We start from the raw sequence: 20951 nt of genomic DNA, 5'->3' as shown, positions 1-20951 counted from the left end.
AGAATGATTTACACACACCTCACCCGTGACGAACGTTACCAGATTGCAATCCTCGTCAAAGCAAACTTCAATCAAAGTGAAATTGCAAAAATGATGGACCGTGATAAATCGAGCATCAGCCGTGAGTTGCGTCGTAACCGCGGTCTACGAGGCTATCGCCCTAAGCAGGCAAATGACAAAGCCCAAGAACGTAGACTTGCCTGCGCCAATAGTCCTAGAGTTGCTGACTCGACATGGGCTGTAGTGGAGGAAAAGTTGGCTGAGGCTTGGAGCCCCGAGCAAATCAGCGGCCACCTCGAAGCTAGCCACCAACCCGGTGTTAGCTATGAGAGCATTTACCAGTACATCTACGCTGACAAACGCGCGGGCGGCACCTTGCATAAAACACTGCGTTGCCAGAAGACGCGAAAAAAACGCAGCAGTGGCCGTGAACGGCGCGGCACCATCTCTCACCAGGTCTCAATAGAACTGCGACCCGACATCGTGCTTGAGCGTGCGCGCTTTGGCGACTGGGAGGCTGATCTGGTGATTGGTGCCGGGCAGAAGCAAGCACTAGTGACGATTAATGAGCGTGTCTCTCGCTATTCAATAATTTTCCACGTGCCATTCAAAACAGCGCAAGCCGTAGGGGACGCGTTAATCACTTTACTCAAACCGTTCGCTCATTGCGTGCACACTCTCACGACTGATAACGGCAAGGAATTTGCCCAGCATGAACGAATAGCTTCTGCGCTGAGTGCAGATTTCTTTTTCGCCCATCCATACGCCTCGTGGGAGCGTGGGGCGAACGAGAATATGAACGGTTTGATTCGCCAGTTTTTCCCAAAGGGGATGCGCTTTAATTGCATCACCGACGATGACATTGCTTTAGCGATGCACAGGCTCAATCATCGTCCTAGAAAATGTTTAGGGTATCGAACGCCGCATCAGGTTTTTATGGAACAGTTAGAGTCCTATCAGCATACGGTTGCACTTCAAGCTTGAATCCGCCATATAAACAATAGCCATCATCACGATTTATAAATGACGATTTTTGAACAAAAGCGAAGCGTTTTCCCGACCTATCAGAGGAACTGTAATCGCAGAAGTCAGTCATTTAGAAATGATTAAACGGAGCCACACTGAAGCACCAAAGTCGCCAGCTTACAAAGGCCTCTCAAATGTCACATTGATAACAAAATGTATCAGTCGAATCAAAATTAAAAACAAAAATTGCGAATTCAGATAGCATCAATCAGATGATTCACGACCACGACCACGACCACGACCACAGTCATAGTAATAACGGCGACGCCCACAGCGAGCTCAGTGAAACCGAAATTCGGGTACGTGCCCTACAAACCGTCTTATCCCAAAAAGGTTATATCGACCCAGCTGCCTTAGACGTACTGATAGACACCTACCAAAATAAGATTGGACCGCGCAACGGCGCGCGTGTGGTGGCAAGGGCGTGGGTGGACATTGCTTACCGAAAATGGCTGTTTGAAGACGCTACAGCTGCTGTAGCATCACTTGGTTACAGCGGTCGTCAGGGTGAGCACATGGTCGCAGTAGAAAACACGCCAAGTGTTCACAACATAGTGGTTTGTACTCTGTGTAGTTGCTACCCCGTAACCGTTTTGGGATTACCACCGGTTTGGTATAAAAGCGCGCCCTATCGTTCACGGGCGGTCAAAGAACCGCGCAGCGTCTTGTCAGACTTCGGCGTAACTCTTCCTGAATCTTGCACAATTCGCGTTTGGGATTCCACTGCAGAAGTGCGTTACCTAGTCATACCGCAACGCCCTGCAGGAACTGAGTTTTTAGCAGAAGACGAATTGGCGGCATGGGTAACACGTGACTCCATGATTGGTACCGGGCTAGCTTTAGCACCGGTAGCCAAATGATGAGTTACCTAAGCTTTGCTGATCTGGGCGGTCTTACAGGCATGGGCCCAGTAGTACCCGAACCGAACGAAGCAATTTTTCATAGCAACTGGGAAGCCACTGCATTTGCTTTGTCCTTGGCTATGGGGGCCACCGGGTCTTGGAATATAGACATGAGCCGACGCGCAAGAGAAACGCAGCCAGACTATCTTTCATTGAGCTATTACCAAATATGGATTAACGGCTTGTGCAAGCTTTTAACAGCCCAAGGACTTGTCACCGACGAAGAAATTCAAGCAGGCCAAATGCTCTGCCCTGCCCTGCCCTGCCCTGCCCTGCCCTGCCTGTAAAAAAAGTTTTAACCGCATCTATGGTTAGCGGCGTACTGGCAAAAGGTGCGCCCGCAGATAGAGCCATCACAACTGCAGCCAAATTTTCGGTGGGTGATCACGTACGAACCCTGCAGACGCAAGCGAATCATCACACGCGACTTCCAGCCTATGCGCGAGACAAATTGGGGTGTATTGCAGCTGTTCGGGCCGTGCATGTTTATCCGGATAGCAACGCGCAAGGCTTAGGAGAACAACCCCAGTGGCTTTACAGCGTTGCATTTGAAGGCGCTGCGCTGTGGGGCCAAGAAGCAGAACATGGCTTAACTGTCTACCTCGATGCGTGGGAACCCTACCTCGAGCAGGTGAAATGAATTTAACTAACCACCTTTTATCAGGACAGCCAAAAGATGACGACGGTCCGGTGTTTCGTGAACCATGGGAAGCGCAAGCGTTCGCAATGACGCTCTCTTTGCATGAACGTGGCTTGTTCACATGGAGCGAGTGGGCACAGGCTTTGACGCTACAAATTCAACTTGCTCAGGCAAATGGCGATCCGGATCTGGGTGACACCTACTATCAACATTGGCTGGCAGCATTGGAGAGCTTGGTGACAACAAAGAAAATCAGCAGTCAGGCCGAGTTAAAGCAGTATCAACTGGCTTGGGATCACGCGGCAAATAGGACGCCACATGGTCGACCGATTGAATTACAGACAACAGACATCAAGTAGTCCTGGTCATAAATCATCAGATTAAGACTACTAAATTAGTAGTTCGCAAAAGCTATTGCCGTTGATGAATTATCAGCAATCAAATCGTCAGCGAATGCGCAGCGTAAGAACGAATTTGCCTGGTCACACCTAGTGTGTGGTTTCGATCAGGTTCAGCGCCTTAAGCGGTAGCCACAAAACCTAAAGAAATACAGTTCTCGACAAAGCGCCAACCAAAATAGGGCCGCATCAAAAGCACGCAACCTACGTGCCCGGCCAACGCTCAAAAAGTATTTATATAAAAACTGACTTACCGCCTTCTCTGCGAGAGGGTGATACGTCAAGCAATCATGCTGTTAAAAAAACCACCCGCACAACTCTGGTAAAAATACGCACTAACGACTAAGCAAAATCTTGACTAAACACGTCATTTATAAGCATTGATCGACTAAGTTTTTTGCGCGATAGCAGCGCAATCCAGCGCAGCCGCTACATGGCAACACACGAATTGCAAATCGAAATATAAACAAGTGCAAAAACTGACTATAAAGAGATCTTCATTTCTACGAAGATTGGCTAAGACTCAGTCAAACGGCATTGCACGTCGTAAATACAATGAGTGCCATAAATTTAAAAACTATTTTGTATAGAACTAAAAATTCCAAGAACTTTATACGAGGTATAACTAAATGCTCACACAAAGAAGACCATTAAGTTTTTAACGTAAAGACATGATGAGAATCTAGCCTCTAAGAAGTTACACAAGACAAGAAACTTTATAACAATCCGTTAATAATTTTTCATGCAATGAAAAATTTAGGCCACTGAGCACTAAAAATATTTTCAAAAGAATACGACGATGGTTTATTTAGTTGAGGTTATAGAGCGCTCAGGGCTCTGAGCAACAATCAAAAAATTCGTAAAGACACCTAGGACAATTTAACCCGCGTATGAATTAAAAATTCAGAATAAAAAAATAAAGGAAATTTTTTAGTGCTCATAAAATTACTAAAAAATCGTGTCCTATATTTTTTAGAGAAACATAAATTGAATAAAACTTAACATTGACGCAACTGGAACCGTCATTGTGAAAAGGTCATTTTCAAATGCTTAAATAAGTCAACATCAAATCTTTTAAAATTAAATTTTTTAATTACTTAACTATCTATAAATTTAATATGAAAATTTACGACTACAAAGGTTTTCCTAATCCAGCCCGAGTTCGCGCAGCACTGGCCGAAAAAAATGCCACGGACAAAGTGCAATTCGTGAATGTGGACGTGTTGAAAGGTGAACACCGCCTGCCAGAGTTTGTCAGCAAGAATCCAAGTGCGTCCGTACCTTGTCTAGAACTTGACGATGGAACTTACATCAGCGAATGTTCAGCCATCACCGAGTACATTGATCACACTTTCCCAGGGATTTCGTTAACCGGAACGACTGCCAAAGAACGCGCTGTAATCCACATGATGCAACGTCGTGCAGAGCAAGGTGTTTTAGATGCAGTGAGCACGTATTTTCACCACGCCACTCCGGGCTTAGGTGCGCTAGAGCTTTATCAAAATAAAGAATGGGGCTTAAAGCAGCACGAACGCGCACTTGCTGGCATGCGGTATTTCAATGATTTTTTGGCCCATCAGCCGTATGCAGCCGGTGAAAATTTTTCAGTGGCAGACATCACGTTGTTTTTCGGCCTGTCGTTCGCAGACGCTGCCAAAATTTCCATTCCAGCTGACTGCACCGAATTAGTAGCCTGGCGTGCTCGCATAGCCAAGCGCGCAAGCATGGGCGGTACGGGAAGTTAATTAACTCAGTCTTAAAAAAGACCACCAGAGAATTCACACATGGACATCAATGCCGATTTCAGTTTACGCGTCGTCATGCATGCTGCGACTATGCCGTGGGTGGATTCTCCGGTAGCCGGCGTTCAACGCCGTATGCTAGATCGCATCGGCAACGAAGTCGCTCGTGCTACCTCAATTGTTCGCTATGCACCAGGCAGTCAATTTACTGCGCACACGCATGGTGGCGGAGAGGAATTCATAGTGCTCGATGGTGTTTTCCAAGACGGTCAAGGCGACTACCCGAGCGGCTCTTACGTTCGCAACCCGCCGACTAGCCGACACACACCTGGCTCTTCACAGGGTTGCACAATTTTCGTCAAGCTCTGGCAATTTGCACACCAAGACCGCCAGCATGTCACATTAGACATGAACAAAATAATAAAAGTAGACGTACAAAAACGTCCGGGTGCCTCAGTCGCACCGCTATTTGAAGATGAACGTGAAACTGTTCAACTAGAGCATTGGGAAGCGGGCGCTAAGATCAATCTCACTTACACCGACGGTGCTGAATTGCTAGTGCTAGCAGGCAACTTTACCGATTCAGGTGACTATTTAGAAACTATGTCCTGGATGCGCATACCGCGCGGTGGTCAACTTGCAGCAACAGCCGGAAATCAAGGCGCTAAGGTCTGGGTAAAGCAGCGTCATTTGCGCTTTGTCGACGCACCAAAAATAACTTAACACCAAACTGAAAATTAGCTAATCAGATTTTTTAAGCAGCTTTTTTTGTAATTCCTGAGTAGACAGATAAAAAAATTTTAAGAAATGTAACGTTTTATTAAATGTTGACTTCTTCACCATGCGGTCTAACACCAGGTCAAAGCAAAATTAATTATCGTTGGGATGCAGCGTACAAATAACGCAGCCTTATTCATAGGTTTAATCCAACCATCGCGCAACCAAATTAAGTTAAAAATATCAGACACTTTGTTAGCCAAGCGCTCAACACAAAGTGTCAACATCGCTTATCGCTTATCGCTTATCGCTTATCGCTTATCGCTTATCGCAGATCAAGCGAAAAACGGCCACTTATGGTTACTCTCCCACTTCCGTGCGAGGTGGCTTGGAAAATCAACGCCCTTGCCGATAGCTAGCCCATCGTTTAGAAGACAATGGCATAGCGCCTGCATTTTCAACCCATCACGTAATCAATTTATGGCTAAGGACTCTCCAATTTCACCCAGCGCTGACAAAGCCTTTGCAGGCCACACCCCCATGATGCAGCAATACTTTTCCATCAAGGCCGACTATCCCGACACCCTAGTTTTCTACCGCATGGGTGACTTTTATGAAGTCTTTTTTGGTGACGCAGAAAAAGCTGCGCGTCTCTTGGACATCACGCTAACCAAACGCGGCAACTCGGGTGGTGAGCCGATTGCTATGGCGGGTGTGCCTTTTCACTCGCTGGAAGGCTATCTGGCCAAGCTGATAAAGCTCGGTGAATCAGTGGCTATTTGCGAGCAAATTGGCGATGTGGCTACTAGTAAAGGTCCGGTTGAGCGAAAGGTTTTGCGGGTGGTCACGCCTGGCACTTTGACTGACACTGCGCTGCTGAGTGACAAAACTGAATCTATGTTGCTGGCGGTTCATCAAGGTGCGCGTAATACCTGCGGCCTGGCCTGGCTTAGTGTGACTCAAGGTGAAATCCATTTGGCCCAATGCGCTAATGATGAACTGAGCAGCTGGCTGCTGCGCATCGCGCCAAGTGAGCTAATTTATAACGTCGACGTCAGCAGCAGTTTTGAGCAGCGCCTTAAAGCCCAACGTTGCACCGTCACCGCCCGCCCCGCTTGGCAGTTTGAGGCAGCACTTGGCCAGCGCTGTTTACTTGAGCAATTAGAAGTCGCCTCGTTGGCGTCATGGAATGCCCAAGACTTGGGCGACGCCCACGCTGCGGCTTCTGCTTTACTCGGTTACGCCGAACACACTCAAGGCCGTAACCTGCCCCACGTGCGCGGCTTGCAGGTCTGGCGTTCGGGTGAGCTGATAGAACTGCCGCTCAACACCCGGCGTAATCTTGAACTCACTCAGACCCTTCGCGGCGAAGACTCGCCGACCTTGTTCTCGCTGATTGACAGCTGTATCACCGGCATGGGCAGCCGCGCGCTTAAGAGCTGGTTACTCAGCCCGCGCCGGGATAGAAGCCAAGCCAGCGAGCGGCTGGAGACGATTGCCTATCTGCGCGAAGGCACGCAGCAAAACTTGCGCGCCCAGCTCAAAGGCAGCAGCGATGTGGAACGCATTACCGCCCGCATCGCGCTACGCCAAGTGCGGCCGCGGGAATTAGTCGCGCTGCGCTACACGCTGCAAAAAGCTGAACAACTAGTGCCTGATCACGGCGCTTGCCCAGCCCTGCTAGCCGAAATTTTTACGCATTTGCAACCGCCCAAAGCATGTGAAGATTTGCTGGCGCGCTTTGTTCTCGACGAGCCGGCCGCATTAATTCGTGACGGCGGCGTGATCAACCACAGCTGCGATGAAGACCTTGACGAATTGCGCGGCATACAAACTAATTGCGATGCTTTTTTACTCGATCTCGAAGGCCGAGAACGCGAACGTACCGGCATTACCAATTTGCGGGTTCAATTTAACAAAGTCCACGGTTTTTACATTGAAGTCACCCAAGGCCAAACCGCCAAAGTGCCAGATGATTACCGGCGCCGCCAGACCTTAAAAAATGCTGAGCGCTACATCACGCCAGAACTCAAAGCCTTTGAAGACAAGGCCTTGTCGGCACAAGAGCGCGCATTGGCAAGAGAGAAGTTTTTATACGAACAGTTGTTAGATCAGCTGCAAGAGTTCGTGCCCACGCTCAGCCGCCTAGCACGTGCGATTGCCAGCTTAGACGCGCTGTGCGCATTGGCTGAGCGATCCCTGACCTTGGCTTGGTCAGCGCCTAGTTTTGCCAAAGAGCCCTGCATAGACATCAGCGCAGGCCGCCATCCTGTTGTCGAAGCCCGGCTGGCGGAGACTGGTGGTGGCGCGTTTATCGCCAACGACTGCGACATGAGCAGCAAAAGTCGTATGCAAATTATCACCGGCCCAAACATGGGCGGCAAATCGACTTATATGCGGCAGATTGCCCTCATCGTATTGCTTGCCAGCATGGGCTCTTATGTGCCGGCTGCAAGTTGCCGGCTCGGACCGATTGACGCTATTCACACCCGCATTGGTGCGGCTGACGATGTGGCTAATGCCCAGTCGACCTTTATGCTGGAGATGACAGAGGCGGCGCAAATTCTGCACAGCGCTAGTCCACATTCGCTGGTGCTGATGGATGAGATAGGCCGCGGTACCTCGACCTTTGACGGTCTGGCGCTGGCCGGCGGCATCGCCGCTTATCTGCACAACAAGACCCAAGCTTTTACGCTGTTTGCCACCCATTACTTCGAGCTGACTGAGTTCCCGGTGCAACACCACGGCGCGGTGAATCGGCATGTCAGCGCGATAGAGTCAGGCGCAGACATTGTGTTTTTGCATCACATTGAGCCCGGCCCGGCCAGCAAAAGCTACGGTATTGCGGTGGCCAAACTAGCCGGCGTGCCGCAGGCCGTACTCAGCCATGCGCGCCACGCCTTGAGCGCATTAGAAGCACAGCAAACGCAAGGTCAGGCTCAAGTTGACCTGTTCGCGCCGCCGCCAGAAGCCGTCATAACCGAGCAAAGCGCGGTAGAGCGAGCTTTGGTTACTATAGACCCGGACGCGCTTAGCCCTCGCGAGGCGCTAGAGGCGCTTTACCGGCTCAAGCGTCTGTCAATAGCCGCGTAAAGCGGCCTGACTTCTTCTTTCTTTTTTAAAGTTTTCTTAGCTCTTATGACCTATTGCGTCGCCATCAAACTCAATGCCGGATTAGTGTTCTTATCCGACTCGCGGACCAACGCCGGCCTAGACAACATCAGCACTTTTCGCAAAATGATCGTCTACGAAAAGCCCGGTGACCGATTCATGGTGTTGCTCTCGGCGGGTAATTTATCTATCTCTCAGTCGATACGCGAGATCTTGCAGATAGAGCAAATCAAGAACCACGAAGGCGGCGAGGCCATCACCATCTGGAACGCCACCAGTATGTTCGATGCGGCACGGGTTCTCGGCTCAGCCATACGCCGTGTGCATGACAGAGACGCTGCGGCACTGAAAAACGCGGATGTCGACTTCAATGTCTCACTGGTCTTTGGCGGACAAGTCAAAGGCGAAGGCATGCGTTTATTCCAAGTTTATTCAGCCGGTAACTTCATCGAAGCCACGAGTGACACGCCTTACTTTCAGATCGGTGAATCCAAATACGGCAAGCCGGTACTAGACCGCGTGATCACGCCAGAAACACCGTTAGCTGAAGCTGCAAAATGCGCATTGGTCTCCATGGATTCAACGATGAAATCCAATCTTTCCGTCGGCATGCCGCTGGACTTAGTGGTCTACGACGTGAATGCGCTGCAAAGCGACAAGCTCGTCTGCATAGACAGCAACAACCCCTACTACACCATGATGCATAACAACTGGGGACAAAAGCTGCGCGAAGTATTCGACAGCATTGAAGACCCAGTCTGGGACGATGCCCACACCGACATCCCTCTGAAAATGCCAGCCACACGCCACGCTACGCTTAGAAAGATCCGTACACCGGATGAAAAACTGATTTGAAAACTCTGCTAGATAAAGCGCCGAAAGCAGCTCGACCGCTGCTAATTTTCTCGCACGGTAATAGTTTTCCCGCAAGTACTTATCGGGTGTTGTTTGAGCAACTAGAAGCGCGCGGCTTTAGCGTCAAAGCCATTGAAAAATTCGGTCACGACGCGGCCTATCCGGTCACCAGCAATTGGCCGCACTTGGTGCGCCAACTCGGTGACTTTGCCGCGCAACAAGTGACAGAAAGTGCGCAGCCCGCTTTTTTAGTCGGCCATTCATTGGGCGGATTTTTAAGCCTGATGTGCGCCTCTAGTCAGCCTGAGATTGGCGGGTTTCCGGTTCGCGGCGTATTGTTGCTAGATTCGCCGCTGATAGGCGGCTGGCGCGCCACTGCACTGGGCATGGCCAAACGCGCCAGGCTAGTCGGCTCGGTGTCACCCGGCGTAGTCAGCCGTCGGCGTAAAAATCAGTGGCTTAGTCAAGACGAAGTGCTGGCCCACTTTCGCAGCAAAAAACCTTTTGCGCGCTGGGACGAAGCGGTGCTCAAAGACTATATTGAACACGGCACACACGAGGCCGGCAAAGAGCGCCATTTGAGTTTTGACCGCGATGTAGAAACCGCCATCTACAACACCCTGCCAGACAATTTAGAGCAGCAGCTAAAGCGCAATCCCATCAAGTGCCCGGTTTCATTTATTGGGGGACGCGACTCTAAAGAGATGAAACAAGTCGGTATGGGACTGACTGAAAAAGTCACGCGCGGCCGCATCATGATGCTCGATGGCAGCCATCTTTTTCCGATGGAAAAACCCTTCATCACAGCCGCTGCGATGGAAGCGTCCCTGCTCAACATGCTGAGCTAATGATGATGAACAGACCTGTCATCTGCGTCTAAAAAAATTGCCGACTCAAGTCGGCAAAATAAAGTCTATAGCGCTTGATCTGACTAATCTGCCCAGACCACCAAACCACTCAGTGAAGTGCCTAACACCACAATCCCGAACACAATTCGGTACCAGGCGAAGGGCACAAAACTATGCGTAGAAATATAGCGCAGCAACCAGCGCACACACAGCCAAGCACTCAAAAAAGAGAACACCAGCCCAACTAAAAACATGGGTAGATCGGCCATAGACAAAAGCGCACGCTCTTTATAAAGGCTGTAGACACCTGCGCCAATCAGTGTAGGAATGGCTAAGTAAAAAGAAAAGTCAGTAGCTGCCTTGCGCGACAAGCCCAAAAACATGCCGCCGATAATCGTCGCGCCGCTGCGGCTAGTACCAGGAATCATGGCCAGACATTGTGCCAAGCCGACTTTGAGCGCATCCATGGGAGACATTTCTTCAACCGATTGGATGCGAGCAACAGCTGGATTATTTTGCTGACGTCTTTCAGCCCACAAAATAATAAATCCACCAATAATAAAGGTGCTGGCCACCACGTTGGCATTGAAAAGATTGGCCTTTATCGCCTTGCCAAACAGCAAACCTAAAACCACAGCCGGTAAAAAAGCTATCAGCACATTGAGAGCGAACTGTTGGGCCTGTTTTTGATTCGGTAAGGCAATCAAGGTGCTGCGAATTTTTTGCCAATAAACCATGATGACCGCAAAAATGGCACCGGTCTGAATCGCAATATCAAACACTTTGGCCTTTGCGTCGTCAAAACCGAGCAAAGATCCCGCCAGTATCAGATGGCCGGTAGAAGACACCGGAAGGAACTCGCTCAAGCCCTCAACCACGCCCATAACGGCGGCTTTTAATAAAAGTACGGTGTCCATGCCACTCCCTAAAATTTAAAGATTATGACCGCGGTCACCATCCGGCAAACTCTGGGCAGAGCGCAAAAATAAACCCGCAATTAGCGGGCTGTTAAAACGAGTGGGTGGCGCAGTTAACGACGGTCTTCAAAACCACGATGCTCACCGTGATGCCGACCGTGGCCACGTCCATGACCACGAAATTTATTCGGGTGGCGCTTGCCGGGGTAAAAGTAAGACTGACCGCGGTAATACGGCTGAGGTGCATAGTAAATCGGCTGAGGCTGCACATAAATCGGTGCAGGCTGAGCATAAACTGCGCGCGGACCATAGTAGGGCTGGTTAAAACCATTGTTAATTCCTAAGGACACACCGGGAACGGCTATGCCAAGAGAAATCGAGACATTCTCACGCGCCTGCACCTCGCCCGCAAAAGCCGTGGCGGCTAATGTCAGCGCAGCGCTCACACCGGCCACCAAGCGGCAGCGTATCGATTTGATTAAACGAGTCATAAAGGTCTCCTTAGGTAGCTAATTACTACGGTGATAAATTAAGGGCGCTGGGATAAAACAACCAGTAATTTATTAAACCTCAGCCATATGTAAGCACTACCGCTCGCCCGGTTAAGCGCGTTGCCAAACGTAAGCCCACCTCAGCCTAAAATCACCCCATGACATTTCCCGCATCCCCAAAATCTAGCGCCTCTAGCACCAGTAGTCTGAGCAACCCAAGCAAGCTTAGTAACGACAAAGACAGCAGCAAATCCAGCAACTTTTTGCGACAAATCATAGAAAAAGATTTAGCCGAAGACCTCTACGCCAAGCGCCGTTGGGGCGGCAGTCCGGGCGACGCAGCTCACCATGCTGCGGGCGAGCTAGACAGCGCCAAGATACGCCTTCGCTTTCCGCCGGAGCCAAACGGTTATCTGCACATAGGTCACGCCAAAAGTATTTGCCTTAACTTCGGCTTAGCACGCGACTACGGCGGTGTATGCCACCTGCGTTTTGACGACACCAATCCAGAAAAAGAAGACACCGAGTATGTCGACAGCATCATTGACGCCGTGCATTGGCTAGGCTTTGACTGGGCACAAGCGGGAAACAGCCAAGCCTATCAAGCCAGCGACTACTTCGACTTTATGTACCGAGCCGCGCAATATCTCATCAGCAGCGGCCAAGCCTATGTCGACGAGCAATCCGCCGAAGAGATGCGACAAAACCGCGGCGACTTCAGCCGGCCCGGTATTGACAGCCCTTACCGCAACCGAACGCCAGAAGAAAACCTCGCCCGCTTTGAAGAAATGCGCGCCGGCGCACTCGCTGACGGTGCCGCTGTACTACGCGCCAAGATAGACATGGCGTCCCCCAACATCAACCTGCGCGACCCAGCTATTTACCGCATTCGCCGCGCAACGCATCACAATACCGGCGACAAATGGTGCATCTATCCGATGTATACCTTTGCCCATCCGATAGAAGACGCACTGGAACAAATCACCCACAGCATTTGTACGTTGGAGTTTGAAGACCAGCGCCCCTTCTACGACTGGTTGTTGGACTGCCTAGCCACAGGCGGCTTGATAGCTTCACCGCATCCACGCCAGTATGAGTTTGCGCGTCTTAACCTGACTTATGTGCTGACCAGTAAACGCAAGCTGGCACAACTGGTCAATGAAAAGCGTGTCAGCGGCTGGGATGACCCACGCATGCCCACAATAGTCGGCCTGCGCCGGCGCGGCTACACCCCCGACGCATTGCATTTGTTTGCAGAGCGCATCGGCGTGGCCAAAGGCGATAGTTGGATTGACTACAGTACCTTAGAAGGCTCATTGCGTGACACCCTAGACCCTATAGTGCCGCGCGCCATGGCCGTGTTAGAGCCCCTCAAACTGGTGCTGGATAACTGGGATGAGGTGATGGGCCACGGAGTGTTGGACGACTGTAGTGCACCGGTTCACCCACACAATCCAGAGCAAGGAAAACGCCACTTCGATATTGGCAAAGAAGTTTGGATTGAGCGCAGCGACTTTGAAGAAACACCGGCCAAGGGATTTTTCAGACTCTTTCCCGGCAACAAAGTGCGCCTGAAATACGCGCATGTCATCGAGTGCACCGGCTGCGAGAAAAATGCCGAAGGCGAAATTATTGCCGTGCATGCCAACTTGGTCGCCGATACAAAAAGCGGCACACCCGGTGCGGACAGCGCCAAGGTCAAGGGCGTGATCACTTGGGTCAATGTGAGCAGCGCACTAGCCGCACAAGTGCGGCTATATGAACGCCTATTTGTACAAGAGCACCCGGAAGCCGGTACAGACAATTTTCTTGACAACCTCAATCCGGACAGCCTGCGGGTAGTCGAAGGCTATGTTGAGCCCTCACTCGCCGGCATAGCCGCAGGACAGCGTTTTCAATTCGAACGTCATGGCTATTTTGTTACTGACTTGCATGACCATGGCGATGAAAAAATTGTTTTCAACCGCATCACCAGCATGAAAGACAGCTGGGTTAAATAAGCTTTGAAAGGATAACGATAGGTATGTAATCATTCGCAAAAAAAACTTACAAATCGTGAGTAAAGTCAAAATAAATTGCGTTGATATGAAAACCGTTATCCCATTTATATTAAAAAATTAGACATAAAAAAACCGGATTTAAATCCGGTTTTTTTTTCGCCAAAACAATGTCAAAAATCGTATAAAAAATATAGTAATAAATTTAACCAATAATTCTCATATTAAATTGTTACTTGTTGACACTTACTGGCGCTTATTGCAACAACTGAACAACCGCGAGGTGATTTTCTTCGCGTGCCATATCAGCAGCAGTTTTACCGCGACCGTCTTGCGGACTGCGGTCAGCGCCTTTAGCCAGCAGCAAAGAAACCGCACTTTCGTGGCCATAGGCAGCAGCCCACATCAAGAGTGTTAAGTTATTTTCCATTTTTGCATTCACATCAATACCGGCGCCCAACAGTTGGACTAAGCAATCTGTGCAACCGGTTCCTGCTGCGTAAGTCGCCGCATTTTTCTTAACCCGGTCAAATGTATTTGGCTTAGCGCCGGCAGCCAGCAATAAACGCATGATCTCAGGTTTGACGCTATAGGCTGAACTCATCAGTGGCGTGACACCAGCGATGTTGCCAAGGTTCACATCCGCATTAGCTTTCAACAAGATTTCAACCAGCGCAAGGTTTCCTTTATTCGCGGCCATATTAAGCGGAGTGTCGCCATTGCGATCGCGCGAATTAACTTTCGCACCTTCGGCGAGTAAGGCACCTGCTCTGTCGACCTGACCGGCGCGTGCCGCCATCACGAACTGACCATTGACGTTGATCTGATCCATGCCTTTTTGCGCAAAAGCGGCTGAGTTAGCGATGATTACAAGGCTAAGTAAACAGTACTTCAAACAATTAATTTTTTTCATTCAATATTTTTCCTTACTTAAAAATTTAACACACTTCAACTGTGATTTATCTAGGTGTAAACAGTTAACTTGAGTGATTCTAAAAACAAATTAGTAGTTATAGTCGCAGTAGTTTCTCGCGAGGGGGAAATACATGAAAAACAACCTAACAAAGCCAGCCTGGATTTAATTATGAAAAATTTGAAATCAATTCGAAAGCTAAGCATCGTACTTGCTGTATTTGCAGTAACCGGAGCCGCAAGCGCAGAAGAAATTCAGGGCCAAAAGGCAATGAATATTGGCCCTGCAACTATTTTAAAAGCACCTAACGTTTCGCAAGCCCAGCTCACTGCGGCCGGTAAACAAGGCGCTGACTGGTTGCACACCAATGGCGATTACGCACAAACGCGTTTTTATCCAGGTGCTCAAATCAATGCGGCCAACGTCAAGAATCTGCGTCCTGAGTTCACGTTCCAAACCGAAGTCAAAGAGTCTATGGAGACCGCGCCGATTGTGGTTGACGGCATCATGTATTTCACGACTGCCTACAACCATGTCTACGCAGTTGACGCGGTAACAGGTAAGGAATACTGGCACTACAAACATAAGATGGGAATCTTTACCACTTTTTGCTGCGGGCCAAACAATCGCGGCGTCGCCATCGAAGGCGGCAAGCTGTTCATGGGCACCTTGGATGCCCGCATGATTGCACTAGACGCCAAGACCGGCAAGGTGCTGTGGAACACCGAAATCGCTGACCCTGAAAAAGGCTACAGCGAAACCATGTCACCAACGGTTGTCGATGGCAAAGTCCTGATAGGCACCAACGGCGGCGAGTACGGCATTCGCGGCTTTGTCAAAGCCTTTGATGCGAACACCGGCAAGGAAGTCTGGAACTTCTACACCATTCCTGAAAAAGGCCATGAAGGCGTATGGGCAGAAAAAGATGCAACCGGTCGCGACATGCACCGCGATATTGCTGCAGAAAAAGCGCAATTTGCCCGTAACAGCGACTTCTTCCAGACTCTGGGCGGCGGCGTTTGGATGAACCCTGCGGTTGATCTGAAAACACGCACCATCTTCTTTGTCGTTGGCAACCCATCACCCGATCTTTTCGGCGCCGAGCGTCCGGGCGATAACCTGTATACCGACTCACTGGTCGCAGTGGACTTGGATACTGGCAAATACAAATGGCACTCACAGTACATCGCCCACGATGTCTGGGATCTGGATGCTGTTAGCCCACCGATTTTGTTGGATGCAAAAGACAAAAATGGCAAGATGGTTCCAGCTGTTATGCACGGCGGCAAGACGGGTCACATCTATGTTCACCGCCGCGACAATGGCGAGCTGATCCGTTTCTCCGAAGCCATGATTCCGCAAGAAAACATGTGGGCTCTGCCAACAGCAACCGGCGCACGCATGTTGCCAGGCGCCAATGGTGGTGTGGAATGGTCGCCAATGGCCTACAACCCAAAACTTAACCTGGCCTATGCAATGAATTTGCATCAGCCTATGACTTACCACGTTGAAGCGGCTAAATATCCAAATGGTAAGCTTTGGCTAGGCGGTGCGTTTAAGGTTGTAGAAGGCGAAGAGCAGTGGGGCCGTCTGGCTGCAGTGGATGTCAACACCGGCAAAATGGCTTGGAAGTTTGACACCCAGCAGCCATTGATTGGTGGCGCATTGGCCACCGCCGGTGACTTGGTGTTCTACGGCGAGGGCAATGGCCTGATCCGCGCACTGCACGCCAAAACTGGCAAACTTTTGTGGGAATACAACTGCGGCGCTGGTGCCAACGCAATGCCAGTTTCTTACTCTGTAAAAGACCGTCAGTACGTGGCCATGGGCTGCGGCGGTAATACCCAGCTTGACTTCAAGCGTGGTAACTCCATGGTAGTTTTTGCTTTGCCGAAGAAGTAATTTCACCTAGCTGATTGCCTAAATAGACAATCACAACCCAGATTACCGCCCAGCACTGGGCGGTAATCGTTTGTATACTTATCATTATGAATTTCACATCCAAACTATTTTCAGTGCCAGCTCTGGTCTTTGGCGCATTGCTGGGATTGCAAATGAGCGCATCCGCGCAGGACATAGATGCCGGCCGTGTTAAGGCTCAAGCTTGTGCTGCCTGCCATGGTGCAACTGGCAACTCGGTCAGCGCTGAGATTCCAAATCTGGCGGGTCAGAGCTGGCGCTACATTTACGTTCAACTCAAGGACTACCAGAGTGGACGCCGCACCAATCCCATCATGAGCGCAATGGCAGCCCCATTAAGCCGCGAAGACATGATTAATATCGGTACTTACTTTGAAGCCCAACCAGCGAAACCATCAACGTTTAAAGCTGACCCGGGCAGGATTCAATTAGGCAAGGCCAAATCCGAAGAAACGCTGTGCGCAATGTGCCACCTCGGCGGTTTCGCTGGCCAAAATGAAATCCCGAAAGTTGCGGGACAAAATTACGACTATATAGTTGCGCAATTACACGCATTCAAAACTCGTACCAGACACAATGATGCTGGCAATATGACTAGCGTTTCACAAACTTTGAGTGATGAAGATATCATCAATCTCGGTCATTACATCACAAGCTTGCGTTAATTTCCCCCGAAATTTCCCCACAAATCGGTAAGACTTAGCAACAATCTAAGACACTCCGTTCTTGGCATCATAAATTTTTTATGACTATGCCCATTGCAAAAAAAATCCGCACAAGTGCGGATTTTTTGTTTTTGCTTCAAGCAGTTTTTTAATCGAGTTTTGATCGATCAGTTCAGCAAAATCTGCAAGATGATTCCGGTAGCCACAGCGGCTAGCACATAGTCACCGCCAGTCTGAACCCAATGGTAGCCACGTGGCGGAGGACTCAAGCGGTGACCCCGCCAATCGTTAACAACATAGATATTGCTACGGTATAGGTATGGCAGACGATCGCCTTTGTAAAAACCATGCTCGGGACCGGCGCCGCGTCCACGGTCGTGATGCTCTCTTGCCTCGTACCGGTCGTCGTCGTACTTGCGATCGTGCTTGTCGTATTTTTCGCGTTTTTGCTTTTTATAGCCATCATCGCCATGTCCGCGTTGGTCGCGTTGCTCGTAACCACCACCATCGCGCCCATTGCCATTACCTTTATTACCGTCAGGTTTGGCAAAGGCAACGCTGCTAAACGTCAGAGCCAACACGGACAGGGTCGAAATCAAAGTCATTTTTTTCATCATCTACTCCTTTGCTATAAAGAAATTTCATTGTTCTCTCGTGCGTTGAAGGCTGACGTAAGGAAATATCCTGTCGTGATGCAAGCGCCCTGCCCTAGAGCCAACTGGTGCGCACGCCGACCCATAGACCGCGTGGTGCCGCATAAGCGCGGAACTGCTCGACACTGGGGTTATTGCCATCAAAACTGCGGTTTGCGCCGGTGAAATAATTTTGCCCCAACACGCCAAAATTCGAATATTGCTTGCCCAAAGCGTTGTTAATTCGGCCAAAAAACTCTAACTTTGGACTCACCTTGTAACGGCTATCGAGATTGACCACTGCATAGCCAGCAATCTTGCCTCGCGCATCGAGATTGTTCTCGTCGCCACGGGCAAAAATTGCGCTGTTTAAAACCACATTTCCGCCTACTGACCAATGGTTAGTGGCCGCGTAATCCAACCGAAATTTAAGCGTTTGTTTAGGTATGCCGGGGATTCGGTTACCCGCATTTACCTGTACCGCACCGTTGGCATTAGCAGTTGAATTATTTGGGCTAAGTTCAGTAAAATCTGACTCATAAGTCGCATTGATAAAGCTGTAATTTGCCGACAGCGCCAAGGCGCCAAAACGGCTAGCAGCCGATAACTCCAGACCTTGGCGACGCGACTTACCGACGTTTTGAAAATAGCCTGCATTGGTTGCAGTGCCACTGCTATTGATGAAGGCAATATCGTCTTGTAAGTCCGTGTTGTAAATCGCCGCGCTCCACTGCGAAGCCGCCCCGATTTTGCCGCGCGCACCCGCCTCAATGGTGCGTGAAACTACCATCTTCAAAGGTGGATCAGCCAGAAAGTTATTCGGTAGCTTGCACGGCGCATCTGGGTCTGCACAGGTCAACTCGATTGGCGTAGGTGCGCGCATGCCTTCGCTGTAATTGGCATAGGTTGTCAGCCTAGGCGTGGGATTGAAGTTCACGCCTAAGGCGGGATTAAACCGAGAAAACCGGTGCTCACTATTGAGCTTGGGGGCGTTACCCGTTTGATCAGCAATCTGGACAAAAGCGCGGTTGTAACGACCCGATCCGGTGAGTGTCCATTGCTCGCTGACCGACCAGGTATCGGCAAAAAATAAACCGTCATAACGGTTGTGCGTTGTGGCGTTCGTGGCTTCTACATAGTCACTCGTGGCCTGCGTGCCGCGGTCGCTTGTAAATTGCGCACTTTGACTATCTTGGCTAAAACGAGCCCGACCAAAATCACTACTTGCACCCAGCACAAACTGGTTCGCTTTACCAGCGAAATTATCTAGCAGCGTCATTTGCAAACCCACGCCATACCCGGTCTGATCAATCGCTGCGCGGGCGTTGTTGGCCTGTGTGCTGTCAGCAAGACCAGTTCCGACATCGATCTGACCAAAGTTGTTGTTGATGTTGCTGCTGATTCCTTGATTTTTATATTTTCTGTAATAAAGGTTGCCGCCAACCAAAACGTTATCGCTGTAGTAGTGGCTGCCTTTTAAGTTTAAAAATCCAAGTTGGTTGTGGCTGCTGTCTGGATAGGTATAGGCTTTACGCACATCATTAGCAAACGACAGCGGCAAGGTTTGCGTGCCCTGCAAAGTGTTGTCTGCAGCAGTCAGACTAAGGTCAATATCGGTGACGCTAGTTTTATAGCCAACCTTGCCAAAAACCTGCCGTACCCGACTCGGATTGTGCTCAGCCCAGCCATTGTCATCAAATCGGTTGGCAGTAAAAAAATAGTCTAGCGGTCCACTGGTGCCGCCTTGTTCAAGCGTAAAAATTTTTCGGCCAAACGAGCCAGTAGACAATTCAAGCGAACCGCCCGGATTTTCGCGGCCGCTTTTAGTGTGTATTGCCAGCGCACCGCCTAAGGTGTTCAGGCCAAACACAGGGTTCGATCCCGGAATTAATTGCAAGCTAGAAATAGCCGACTGCGGCAGTAAATCCCAATTAACGCTGTCACCAAAAGCCTCGTTAATCCGAACGCCATCTTGAAAGACTGATAAGCCTTGCGGCAAACCTAAAAGTGGTGACGCAGTAAAACCGCGAAAGCTGATGTCTGGCTGAAAGGGATTGCCTTGGGCTGAATTGACGCTGATGCTGCCAGGATTTTGTTCGATAAATTCAACCAGATTAGTCTGCCTTTGCAGCGCCATATCTTGGGCCGATAGCACTTGAACATTGGCCGGCACATCGCGCAGCGGCGTGCCTATGCCGGGCAGCAGAACCGTACCAATGACGTCCACCGCCGAAAGACTAAGCGGTTTAATCACATCTTGAACTTGGGCATGGACTAGACCCTGCCAGCCTCCGCTGAAGGCAAGCGCCAATGCAATCTGAAGCAACGATTTTGAAGGGTTCATGAAAGGTCTAGCGTCAATTAAAAAATGAAATGCTTATGCTTTGGCGCTGGGATTATTGATGTAATCACGGCCGAGTTCTTGCGTTTTGAAATCATCAACACCGCCATCAAACAACACCTGCCCGGCTTTGAGAAAAAGCACCCTATCAGCCAGCTCGATTTCCTCCATCAAGTGAGTCGCCCAAAGCACTGCCACTTGGCTGTCCTTTGCCAATGTTTTGACGGCTTTTAGCATTTGCTGACGTGAGCCGGGGTCAAGGCCTACGGTGGCTTCATCCATCAGCAAAACACGTGGACGGTGCAACACTGCGCGCACCAGTTCTATCTTGCGCCGCGTGCCGCCCGACAAAGAGCGCACCACAGCGCCAGCTTGCTCAGCCAAATCAAAAAGACCAAGACCTTGCGCGATACGCTGCTTGGCTAACTTGCGCGGCAGTCCGTGCAAGTCGGTGTGAAAAAGCAAATTCGCTTGCACGGACAAATCGAGATCGAGTGCAGTTTGCTGGAACACCACACCCAGCCCAGAAAGCGCTTGGCTGGCGTGGCTCAGTATGTTGTGACCCAGCACTTCAATACTGCCGCTGTCGGGACTAAACAGGCCAGTCAAAAGCTGCATCAGAGTTGATTTCCCCGATCCATTTTGACCTAGCAGTGCCAGCATCTCGCCGGAGAAAAGTTGCAAACTCACACCGGCAAGTGCTGGTTTACCAGCATAAGATTTATGCAACGCAATGACCTTGAGTAAGGGCTGCTGACTAAGCGAATTAGAGGTGTTGGGTAAAGACATAGCGCCCAGTTTAAACAAGCATTGATCGAGTGATTACAAGCCGCAAT

The 20951-nt window shown here is 50.0% G+C and carries 20 protein-coding genes; 13 read left to right on the top strand and 7 right to left on the bottom strand.

Features of this window, described 5'->3' with window-relative positions:
* Nucleotides 1-3 precede the first annotated feature (3 nt).
* From HC248_RS05945 to HC248_RS05930, 5 genes are all read left to right on the top strand, one after another.
* Nucleotides 4-984, top strand: a complete 981-nt coding sequence (locus HC248_RS05945; protein ID WP_168920864.1) for an IS30 family transposase — start codon at nt 4-6, stop codon at nt 982-984.
* A 254-nt stretch (nt 985-1238) separates the two neighbouring features.
* A complete protein-coding gene (nthA, locus tag HC248_RS05940; protein ID WP_168921700.1) occupies nt 1239-1886 on the top strand; it encodes a nitrile hydratase subunit alpha in 648 nt (215 codons plus the stop codon).
* Complete coding sequence (locus HC248_RS17810) at nt 1883-2215, top strand: SH3-like domain-containing protein (RefSeq protein ID WP_272953642.1); 333 nt, start codon at nt 1883-1885, stop codon at nt 2213-2215. The genes nthA and HC248_RS17810 overlap by 4 nt, the downstream gene beginning before the upstream one ends.
* Before the next feature lie 20 nt (nt 2216-2235).
* Complete coding sequence (locus tag HC248_RS17805; protein WP_272953641.1) at nt 2236-2568, top strand: SH3-like domain-containing protein; 333 nt, start codon at nt 2236-2238, stop codon at nt 2566-2568.
* The gene (locus tag HC248_RS05930) at nt 2565-2927 is read left to right on the top strand and encodes a nitrile hydratase accessory protein (RefSeq protein ID WP_168921699.1); all 363 of its coding nucleotides are present in this window, start codon (nt 2565-2567) and stop codon (nt 2925-2927) included. Before HC248_RS17805 ends, HC248_RS05930 begins: the two co-directional genes overlap by 4 nt.
* A 427-nt stretch (nt 2928-3354) precedes the next feature.
* On the opposite strand, the gene HC248_RS17930 is transcribed toward HC248_RS05930, so the two are convergent.
* Nucleotides 3355-3453 (bottom strand): SWIM zinc finger family protein, encoded by a 99-nt coding sequence (locus HC248_RS17930; RefSeq protein WP_420372014.1) that lies wholly within the window; start codon nt 3451-3453, stop codon nt 3355-3357.
* A 631-nt stretch (nt 3454-4084) separates the two neighbouring features.
* Between HC248_RS17930 and HC248_RS05925 the strand changes: the two genes are divergently transcribed.
* The 5 genes from HC248_RS05925 to HC248_RS05905 all read left to right on the top strand — a co-directional run bounded on the left by HC248_RS05925 (nt 4085) and on the right by HC248_RS05905 (nt 10239).
* Nucleotides 4085-4711 carry a glutathione S-transferase gene (locus tag HC248_RS05925; RefSeq protein WP_168921698.1) on the top strand — a complete coding sequence of 209 codons (627 nt, stop codon included), beginning with the start codon at nt 4085-4087 and terminating at the stop codon, nt 4709-4711.
* 39 nt (nt 4712-4750) lie between these two features.
* Nucleotides 4751-5431 carry a cupin domain-containing protein gene (locus HC248_RS05920; protein WP_168921697.1) on the top strand — a complete coding sequence of 227 codons (681 nt, stop codon included), beginning with the start codon at nt 4751-4753 and terminating at the stop codon, nt 5429-5431.
* 474 nt (nt 5432-5905) lie between these two features.
* A complete protein-coding gene (gene mutS / locus HC248_RS05915; protein WP_168923698.1) occupies nt 5906-8518 on the top strand; it encodes a DNA mismatch repair protein MutS in 2613 nt (870 codons plus the stop codon).
* Nucleotides 8519-8563: 45 nt separating this feature from the next.
* Nucleotides 8564-9391, top strand: coding sequence for a proteasome-type protease (locus HC248_RS05910; protein ID WP_168921696.1), 828 nt, complete (start codon nt 8564-8566; stop codon nt 9389-9391).
* On the top strand, nt 9388-10239 hold the full coding sequence (locus tag HC248_RS05905) for an alpha/beta fold hydrolase (protein ID WP_238342736.1): 852 nt from the start codon (nt 9388-9390) through the stop codon (nt 10237-10239). Before HC248_RS05910 ends, HC248_RS05905 begins: the two co-directional genes overlap by 4 nt.
* 83 nt (nt 10240-10322) lie before the next feature.
* Here the strand turns inward: HC248_RS05905 and HC248_RS05900 are convergent, their stop codons facing one another.
* Together HC248_RS05900 and HC248_RS05895 are read right to left on the bottom strand one after the other, a co-directional pair.
* Nucleotides 10323-11156 (bottom strand): undecaprenyl-diphosphate phosphatase, encoded by an 834-nt coding sequence (locus HC248_RS05900; protein WP_168921695.1) that lies wholly within the window; start codon nt 11154-11156, stop codon nt 10323-10325.
* Between the two features lie 113 nt (nt 11157-11269).
* Complete coding sequence (locus HC248_RS05895) at nt 11270-11647, bottom strand: DUF3300 domain-containing protein (RefSeq protein WP_168921694.1); 378 nt, start codon at nt 11645-11647, stop codon at nt 11270-11272.
* Between the two features lie 158 nt (nt 11648-11805).
* On the opposite strand from HC248_RS05895, the gene HC248_RS05890 reads away from it, so the two are divergent.
* Complete coding sequence (locus HC248_RS05890) at nt 11806-13647, top strand: glutamine--tRNA ligase/YqeY domain fusion protein (protein WP_168921693.1); 1842 nt, start codon at nt 11806-11808, stop codon at nt 13645-13647.
* A 253-nt stretch (nt 13648-13900) separates the two neighbouring features.
* On the opposite strand, the gene HC248_RS05885 is transcribed toward HC248_RS05890, so the two are convergent.
* The gene (locus HC248_RS05885; protein ID WP_168921692.1) at nt 13901-14557 is read right to left on the bottom strand and encodes an ankyrin repeat domain-containing protein; all 657 of its coding nucleotides are present in this window, start codon (nt 14555-14557) and stop codon (nt 13901-13903) included.
* A 171-nt stretch (nt 14558-14728) separates the two neighbouring features.
* On the opposite strand from HC248_RS05885, the gene HC248_RS05880 reads away from it, so the two are divergent.
* Together HC248_RS05880 and HC248_RS05875 are read left to right on the top strand one after the other, a co-directional pair.
* Nucleotides 14729-16459: a pyrroloquinoline quinone-dependent dehydrogenase gene (locus HC248_RS05880; protein ID WP_168921691.1), complete on the top strand. Its 1731-nt coding sequence runs from the start codon at nt 14729-14731 to the stop codon at nt 16457-16459.
* An 86-nt stretch (nt 16460-16545) separates the two neighbouring features.
* Complete coding sequence (locus HC248_RS05875; protein ID WP_168921690.1) at nt 16546-17142, top strand: c-type cytochrome; 597 nt, start codon at nt 16546-16548, stop codon at nt 17140-17142.
* Nucleotides 17143-17309: 167 nt separating this feature from the next.
* Here the strand turns inward: HC248_RS05875 and HC248_RS05870 are convergent, their stop codons facing one another.
* The 3 genes from HC248_RS05870 to HC248_RS05860 all read right to left on the bottom strand — a co-directional run bounded on the left by HC248_RS05870 (nt 17310) and on the right by HC248_RS05860 (nt 20904).
* A complete protein-coding gene (locus tag HC248_RS05870) occupies nt 17310-17756 on the bottom strand; it encodes an RcnB family protein (protein ID WP_168921689.1) in 447 nt (148 codons plus the stop codon).
* Between the two features lie 94 nt (nt 17757-17850).
* Nucleotides 17851-20118, bottom strand: coding sequence for a TonB-dependent receptor (locus HC248_RS05865; protein ID WP_168921688.1), 2268 nt, complete (start codon nt 20116-20118; stop codon nt 17851-17853).
* A gap of 33 nt (nt 20119-20151) precedes the next feature.
* Complete coding sequence (locus HC248_RS05860; RefSeq protein WP_168921687.1) at nt 20152-20904, bottom strand: ATP-binding cassette domain-containing protein; 753 nt, start codon at nt 20902-20904, stop codon at nt 20152-20154.
* Nucleotides 20905-20951 lie beyond the last annotated feature (47 nt).

Source organism: Polaromonas vacuolata (assembly GCF_012584515.1).
Classification (GTDB): domain Bacteria; phylum Pseudomonadota; class Gammaproteobacteria; order Burkholderiales; family Burkholderiaceae_C; genus Polaromonas; species Polaromonas vacuolata.
The sequence above is the reverse complement of the archived record's forward strand: the minus strand, read 5'-3'. Positions and strand labels throughout refer to the sequence as shown.